The 7,974-nt window shown below is 34.6% G+C and carries 8 protein-coding genes; all 8 read right to left on the bottom strand.

Annotated elements, in window-relative coordinates:
- Nucleotides 1-361 precede the first annotated feature (361 nt).
- Nucleotides 362-493 (bottom strand): GapA-binding peptide SR1P, encoded by a 132-nt coding sequence (locus HU235_RS23515; protein WP_174881787.1) that lies wholly within the window; start codon nt 491-493, stop codon nt 362-364.
- Between the two features lie 239 nt (nt 494-732).
- Nucleotides 733-1,443, bottom strand: a complete 711-nt coding sequence (locus HU235_RS23510) for a FadR/GntR family transcriptional regulator (protein WP_174881786.1) — start codon at nt 1,441-1,443, stop codon at nt 733-735.
- Nucleotides 1,444-1,526: 83 nt separating this feature from the next.
- Entirely contained in the window at nt 1,527-2,285 is a 759-nt protein-coding gene (locus tag HU235_RS23505) for an SDR family NAD(P)-dependent oxidoreductase (RefSeq protein ID WP_174881785.1), read from the bottom strand.
- Between the two features lie 33 nt (nt 2,286-2,318).
- Nucleotides 2,319-3,269 carry a transketolase family protein gene (locus HU235_RS23500; RefSeq protein WP_174881784.1) on the bottom strand — a complete coding sequence of 317 codons (951 nt, stop codon included), beginning with the start codon at nt 3,267-3,269 and terminating at the stop codon, nt 2,319-2,321.
- A complete protein-coding gene (locus HU235_RS23495) occupies nt 3,269-4,105 on the bottom strand; it encodes a transketolase (protein ID WP_174881783.1) in 837 nt (278 codons plus the stop codon). The genes HU235_RS23500 and HU235_RS23495 overlap by 1 nt, the downstream gene beginning before the upstream one ends.
- A gap of 204 nt (nt 4,106-4,309) precedes the next feature.
- The gene (locus HU235_RS23490; protein ID WP_174881782.1) at nt 4,310-5,578 is read right to left on the bottom strand and encodes a TRAP transporter large permease; all 1,269 of its coding nucleotides are present in this window, start codon (nt 5,576-5,578) and stop codon (nt 4,310-4,312) included.
- Nucleotides 5,575-6,102 (bottom strand): TRAP transporter small permease, encoded by a 528-nt coding sequence (locus HU235_RS23485; protein WP_174881781.1) that lies wholly within the window; start codon nt 6,100-6,102, stop codon nt 5,575-5,577. Before HU235_RS23485 ends, HU235_RS23490 begins: the two co-directional genes overlap by 4 nt.
- 36 nt (nt 6,103-6,138) lie before the next feature.
- Nucleotides 6,139-7,137, bottom strand: coding sequence for a TRAP transporter substrate-binding protein (locus HU235_RS23480; protein WP_174881780.1), 999 nt, complete (start codon nt 7,135-7,137; stop codon nt 6,139-6,141).
- Nucleotides 7,138-7,974: the final 837 nt, after the last annotated feature.

Below are 7,974 nucleotides of genomic sequence, written 5' to 3'. Positions count from 1 at the left end.
CTATAGCTTCTTTAATATTTATGGAAAAATTTAAAATAGTACTATAGAAATGAAAAAAAGAGAGATGGTTAGACCCATCCCTCACATCCTAAACTATTAAGGATTAATTATATACTAATTTTTTTTACTGGATTCATTTTATCTGTATTGCATTGCATTTCAATTTCTATTACGTTATCTTTGCGATTTTCATGTCTTCCACCATGTTCAAAGGAGGTTATTAGGCAATTGCTTTTTCAATTTGTTCCTCCGCACTCCTATACCTCCAAAGTTCCTTTTTAGTTTGAATAAACAATATTCATAATCCATGAGTTTGGAAACCTTTTCATTTTCAACTGAGAAATTTTGTAAATCTAACTCATCAGTCGTTTTTATTCTCAACCTTATTAACGTTGTTGTCACAGCATTTACACTTCGAATAAAGAACAGTTACCTTTTCATCTTCAAAGTGATCAATTGTTGAATTACAATTTTGGCAAATTACTGTACCCATCAGTCCATCTCCTCCATTCAAACAATCGTAAAGTTTGTATATTTGTATACTCATCATACAAGTTTTCTTATACTTAAAGTCTACTTTTCAATCCAACAACTGTCATTGCTTTTTATTTATTCCCAATTATTTCAATCACTTTTTCAAATAAGCATCTGTTTATTTAATAAAGCACTCTTTAAGAGAGTAAGACTTAAAAGGAAAGGAACATTCATGATTAGTCAAAATAATAAATGTATTCATGCTTTCCAATATCTCTCATAAAGATTTTCCATGTGAGAGATCATTAGCTGTACTGCTTCTCTCGCATTATGTTCCTTAATCGCATTAATTAGTGATTGGTGCTCCTGAAAATTTATGTCTCTATATTCTGGTCTGGTTACGGTTCGATCCCTGATGAAATGCCACATTTCCTGCTGCTTCATTGCATTACTAATGGCTGACATAAATTTTATAAATAAATCATTATGTGAAGCCTCTGCAATTTGTTTGTGTAATGCTTCATCTGTTTCTGGTACATAAACTCCTGCTTTTGTTTCTTCTTCCATTTGGTTGATCGTTTTTTGAAGAGCTTTAATATCATTATCATTCGCTCTTAAAGCTGCAAACTCTATGATAAGTGGTTCTATATTCATTCTTGCTTCAACTATATCCTCAGGTGAAATCGTTTTTAAAAAGAAGGCTGTTTGAAAACTCCCTGTCGTAATCTTACTGTTATTTACATAAACGCCTTCTCCTTGGCGTGAATAAATGACTCCATTCAGTTCCAATGCACTAAGGGCTTGCCTAACCGGGGCACGACTAACATTAAAAAGAACACATAGCTCTCTTTCAGTAGGAAGCCTATCTCCTTCTTTAAATGTTCCAACTTCAATCTCTGAAAGTATCTGATTATAGATTTGGATATATAGTTTTTTACTGGAAACAGGATTAAAAATGATTGTTCTCACTTCTCTCTACATGATTTCATGGATAATAGCCATGATGAATTGAAAGGCAGCCAAGGTTTGGATGCCTGTTCATTCTATAAATATTAATCCATGTGAGAACCACCGTTGATATCTATTTCCTCTCCGGTAATATAAGATGCTTCTTCTGAAGCTAAAAATGCGATAGCTGACGCAATTTCACTAACTTCACCAGGTCTTCCCATTGGAATGCTATCAATCACTTTTTTCGCATCCTCTTCAGGAAGGGACTTCCAGATTTCCGTATTTACAAGTCCTGGTGCAACACTGTTTACAGTGATTCCATCAACAGCTACTTCACGAGCAAGATTCTTTGAAAAGCCTAATACAGCAGCTTTCGATGCTGAATAATGTGCGCCACCGAATACTCCGCCACCTCTTTTAGCTGATACTGAAGAAAGATTGATTACTCTACCAAACTTTTGTTTCTTCATTGGCTCTAGTACAGCTTGTGTACATAGGAACAGTCCAAACATATTGACATTAAAAACTCTCGTCATATCTTCAATTGTCATGTCCTCAACAGTTACTTTTTGAGAAATTCCTGCATTATTAACGAGTATATCAATTCTTCCGTATTCGGCGAGTACTTTTTCTACCATTGCATCAACAGACTCTTTATTTGTAACATTTAACTCTACACCTAACGCCTTACCACCAGCTTCTGTTATCGCATTTACAGTGTCATCGATTCCCTCTAAATTTAAATCAGCTACAACAATCGAAGCGCCTTGTTTTGCAAGTGCTAATGCAATTGTACGTCCAATTCCTTTTTTTGATCCACTTCCTGTTACGATTGCTACTCTATCATTTAATTCAAACATTATCTTTCACTCCTAAGTTATAGTGTTGTCTAATTACTGAAGTAATTTTTTTGCAGTATTAATGATGTTTTCAACAGTGATTCCATTTAGTTCTAATAGCTTTTCATATGGAGCAGACTGACCAAATTGATCCTGAACCCCAATTCTACTTACCTTACCCCTGCCTTCTTCTGCTACAACTTCACATACAGCGCTACCCAATCCATTTAAAATATTGTGGTCTTCAACAGTAATAATTTTTCCAACTTCTAAACATTCAACCACAGCATCACGGTCTAATGGTTTAATTGTATGCATATCTAATAGCTTGACAGAGATTCCTTCCTTTTCTAACACTTTCGTCGCTTCAATCGCTAAACGCACCGTGTCACCGTTTGCAATAATGGTAATGTCTGACCCTTCTTGTAATTTTTTTGCCTTACCGATTGTAAATTCTTCATGTTCGTCATAAATCATTGGAACTGTATCTCTTGTAAAGCGAAGGTAAACGGGACCATACATTTTTGCCGCTTGCTCAACTAGCTTTCTAGTAGAATAGTAATCTGCCCCCATAATGACTGTCATATTTGGAAAGCTTCTTAATACTCCCATATCTTCAATTGCTTGGTGACTTCCACCATCGTTAGCTGGCGTTAATCCACCATGTGAACAAGCAATTTTAACATTCAAATTTGGATAACAAACCTCTTGTCTAATTTGCTCTGCCATTCTTAAAGAACCGAAAACTGCGTAGGTGCTTACAAAAGGGATCTTTCCAGTTGTTGCAAGTCCTGCTGCTAAACCAGCTGCATTTTGCTCTGCAATTCCAACATTGATATGTTGAGCTGGTAATTGCTTAATAAAATTGCTCGTTTTACATGATTTCGCAATGTCAACATCAATGACATAAATATCTTTATTTTCTTTCCCTAACTTTACAATCTCATCGCCAAAGGCTTCTCTAGTTGCTTTCTTAGTTGTTAATGTTTTTTCTAAGATACTCATTATTTTATTAACCCCCCTGCGATTTCTTCAATTGCCTGTCTATACTCCTCATCATTTGGTGCAATTCCATGCCAATCTGCGACATCCTCCATATATGAAACGCCTTTCCCTTTTACGGTATCAAGGACGATACATTTTGGTTTTCCATTTTTTAGTTCTCTTATTTCATCTAATGTCTCAACAATCGCTTCCATTGAATGTCCATCAATTCGTTTCGTTTCAAAACCGAATGCCTCAAATTTCTTTTCGATATTTTGAAGCGGCATAATTTCATCAGTAAAACCATCGATTTGAAGTCTGTTGTTATCGACAAATACAACTAAATTATCTAATTGATATTTCACAGCAGTCTGAGCTGCTTCCCAAATTTGACCTTCTTGACATTCACCATCACCTAATAATGAAAAGACACGATAATCTTTTTTATCTCGTTTTCCTGCCAGCGCCATCCCAACACCACATGAAAGTCCCTGACCTAACGATCCAGTTGAGATATCAATACCAGGGCATTTTTTCATGTCTGGATGTCCTTGGAATGGAGAACCATATTCTCTTAAAGTGTATATCGTGTCATATGGGACATACCCTTTTAAGGCTAAAGCTGAATATTGAATTGGACAAACATGTCCTTTGGATAGGACAAATCTGTCACGATTTTCCCAGTTAGGATTGATTGGATCAATGTTCATTTCTTTAAAATAAAGCGCTGTCATTAAGTCCGCAGCAGATAATGAACCACCTGGATGACCCGATTGTGCTTTATGAATCATTGTTACCGCTGTTTTTCTCATTTCGATAGCTATGTCTTTTAATTCTTCGATACTTATATTTTTCAACTTAATCACCTCAAATATTTTTATAGGGACTAAAATTTGTAGTCTTGTTCACTTGTCAGACAAGTTAAGCCGCACTTGTCTAACAAGTTTCTTCTATATCTGTAGTATACGTCTTCCGTTTCCACTTGTCTACTAAGTATACAATTTATTTTTTAAATTTATATTTTGCTAAAATAAGAGAAGAGAAAAATCTCTCACTCAAACTTAAAGTAATAAAAGTGTTAATTGAGGAATAACTGCAATTATTGCTAAACTGATAAGCATAACGAAAAAAAACGGAACAACAGCTCTTACTAATGTCGGGATACTAAGTCCAGATATACCTGAGCCTACAAATAGATTCACACCGAGTGGTGGTGTAATAAATCCAATTGATAACGTCACGATCATGATAATTCCAAAGTGAATTGGATCTAAGCCTACCTGGCTTGCTACTGGGAAAAGAATTGGTGTAAAGATAATCACTGCTGCTGATGTATCAATAAAACATCCAATAATAAGTAACAAAAGAATGATAAGTAATATAATCACTATTGAGTTTTCAGATATTGATAAGAAAGTCTCTGCAACAGCTTGTGGTATCTTCTCCATTGTTAATATCGTCCCAAATGCGTTTGCTGTCCCAATAATGATTAAAATTGAAACAGAACTTATAGCTGCATCAGCAATAATCTTAGGGAATTTCCTGAATTTGATTTCCTTATGCAAGAAAATACTAACGAATGCAGCGTATACGACTCCAAACACAGCTGCTTCTGTTGGAGTAAAAATCCCTCCGTATATACCGCCTAATATAATGATTGGAACTAAAAGTGACCATTTAGCTTGATTTAAAGCACTAAGCATCTTTTTAAAACTAAAGCTCTCTTTCGTACCTGAATACCCCTTTTTCTTGGAATAGAAATAACACCAGATCATCAAACAAATTCCAATTAAAATTCCAGGGAAAATACCACCTAGAAATAAATCCCCGATTGATTGGTTACTTGAAACTCCAAAAAGAACCATCGGGATACTTGGAGGAATAATGATTCCAATCGAACCAGCTGTTACGATTACAGCAGTTGCAAATTTTCTATCATAGCCTTCCGCTACCATTGCAGGAATCATAATGCCCCCAACTGCTGCTACTGTTGCTGGCCCAGATCCAGATATAGCTGCAAAAAACATACAAGTGATAACTGCTGCTATTGCAAAACCACCTGTATAACGTCCGACAAATATATTAGCTAAATTGAATAATCGACTTGATATTCCTCCCTTTCCCATTATCTCACCAGCCAGGATAAAAAAAGGTATAGCCATTAAAGCAAAATTGTCAGTGGAAGTTACAAATCCCTGTGCAAGAAATGTAATGGAAATATTCGGTGAATAAATGGCTGTGATTAAGCCCGCTAACCCTAGAGATATCGCAATCGGTACGGATAGAAGCATAAACAAAAAGAAAGTACCAAATAATACAAAACTTGTCATAGAATTTCCTCCTTGAAAACAGTCTGCTCTTCACTTTGGTCACGATTAGTTTGATTTAACACCTTCAATTGATTTACTAAACGAACTAATTTTTGAATTAAACGGATGGACGTTAAAATCATTCCGACAACAGGTGCAGCATATACCCATTCAAGAGGCAATTCCAAAGCTGCAGATTCTCTTGTTACTTTTAGAACTATATCAAATCCATAGTACGTCATGATAACAGCAAACATTAAAAAGGAGAAACTAGCGATCATATCAATGATAATTTTCCCCTTTTTTTCAAATAGCATTGGAAATGCATCGACCCCAAGATGTTTCTCTTTTTTCACACCATAACTTATGCCTACATAAATCATCCAAATAAATAGATACCTTGCAACTTCCTCCGACCAAGTTAAAGACTCGCCAAGCACATATCTCATAAATACTTGTGTAAATACAATAATGACAGTACAGATACTTAATACGATTAAGATATATTCCTCAAAGTGTTCATCTAACCACTTGATTACTTTCATAATCATATCCTCCTAATATTGTAATTTATAAACTTTTCATTTAACCGCTTTCAAAATATTATTAACAAAATCCTCTCCGAATCTATTTTTATATGCTTCATAAACCGCATCAGCCTCTTCTCTGAATTTATCCCTATCTGGTTCGATAACTGTCATACCTGCATCTTGAAGTTTGCTAATCATTTCTTCTTCATTTTCCCTTAAAATATCCCTATGGAATTGTGCAGCTTCACTAGCACTACTTTTAATAATTTCTTGCTCCTCTGAAGTAAGCGTTCGCCAAAACTCCTCACTAATCGCAACAGGTAATGGCATATATTGATGAGCAGTTAAACTGAGATAATCCTGAATTTCATTAAATTTACTTGCATACGTATTTGCAATTGGATTCTCTTGGGCATCTACAGTTCCCTGCTGTAAAGCCATATATAATTCTCCAAATGCCATTGGTGTTGGATTAGAGCCAAACGCCTTAAAAGTACTTATCGATAATGGAAATTCCGGTGTTCTAATTTTCAATCCACTTAAATCTTCCGGCTCTTCAATTGGTTTATTTGAAGTAACATGACGGAAACCATTTTCAAAATAAGCTACTACCCTTAAACCATCTTCTAATAGAGGTTCTGCTACTTCCTGACCAATTTCACCATCTAAAACTTGCCATGCCTGTTCGTAGGTATCAAAAAGATACGGTAATTCAAACACACTTATTCTTTGATCATATTGACTAAATGCACTCGCAGCTACCATCTGAAGGTCATTAAACGTTACACTTTCTATCATTTCAGCCTCAGAGCCAAGTTGTTCATTAGGGTACACTTGCACTTTCATTTTACCTTCAGACTTTTCTTCTACGAGCTCTTTAAATTTCATAACAGCTAAATGTCTTTCATTTGATTCTGCAGCACCATGTCCAAACCTAATGATAGTTTCGTTACCAGAACTTACTGCATTACTAGTAGTAAAGAAAACTACTAGTATACTAAGAGCTAATCCTATTGTTAATATGACCGTTATTTTTTGAAGCGTTTTCATTTTTATCCCCACCCTCTGTTAAATTCTATATTCGGGTTAAATAATGAGAAACTTAATCATATTTATCCCCATTTTCGTAAGCGCATTAAGTTTGCATAGCATTGCTTACAATTTCCCAAAGACTTTTAGTTAAGAATTATTAAGATATGAGGAATTAATCATTAGCCAAGTGTACATTGTATAGATGAATAAGTTACAGCTTTGTAATCCCTTACATATCTAACGAAAAAAATATGCTATTTTTATGTAAAGAAAGGATTATATCTAGTTCTCTTTCTTATTGGGATGACATCTACTCTGTAAGCTAAATATATTTCTTCAGAATGGAAGATCACCCACTATTCATCTTGTTCACTTGTCTACTAGGTAACTCTGTAGTTAGATTGTACTTTTCATCAAGATAATTGTCAAACGTTTTTTAATACTACATATTGTTATGGGGTAAGTTGGACAATCCTAAAATGCTTATTAAAAAATAAAAGACATGCTTATTCAGTTATTAGATATTCAGCTATTTATTGAGGCATTTAAATTTCTTAATATATAAAGAATCAACTTTAAAGAATCCTGACATTGTGGTGCCATCACATAGTGGAGAAAGTATTTCACAAAAATTTAAATATGGTGTTACAAAAAGAAGACATTTATTATCACCTTTACAAGTGGTGGTGATAATAAATTAACAAAATTTGCTGACTGTATATTTTAGGCTTTCTACATAGCTACACTTATTTTCAAAGATAGGGAGCTTTAGTTTGAATCATTCCATCTTTCTCTTATTAGTTGTTCTTCACACATGTGGATTTTCCAAGAATTTGTAAAAGGATCTTGAATATA

It is taken from the genome of Metabacillus niabensis (assembly GCF_902829255.1).
GTDB lineage: Bacteria > Bacillota > Bacilli > Bacillales > Bacillaceae > Metabacillus > Metabacillus niabensis.
The sequence above is the reverse complement of the archived record's forward strand: the minus strand, read 5'-3'. Positions and strand labels throughout refer to the sequence as shown.

Bases quoted from the DNA above. Each gene is read 5' to 3' on its own strand.
- HU235_RS23515 (WP_174881787.1), bottom strand. From the start codon at position 493: ATGGGTACAGTAATTTGCCAAAATTGTAATTCAACAATTGATCACTTT.
- HU235_RS23505 (WP_174881785.1), bottom strand. From the start codon at position 2,285: ATGTTTGAATTAAATGATAGAGTAGCAATCGTAACAGGAAGTGGATCA.
- HU235_RS23500 (WP_174881784.1), bottom strand. From the start codon at position 3,269: ATGAGTATCTTAGAAAAAACATTAACAACTAAGAAAGCAACTAGAGAA.
- HU235_RS23490 (WP_174881782.1), bottom strand. From the start codon at position 5,578: ATGACAAGTTTTGTATTATTTGGTACTTTCTTTTTGTTTATGCTTCTA.
- HU235_RS23485 (WP_174881781.1), bottom strand. From the start codon at position 6,102: ATGAAAGTAATCAAGTGGTTAGATGAACACTTTGAGGAATATATCTTA.
- HU235_RS23480 (WP_174881780.1), bottom strand. From the start codon at position 7,137: ATGAAAACGCTTCAAAAAATAACGGTCATATTAACAATAGGATTAGCT.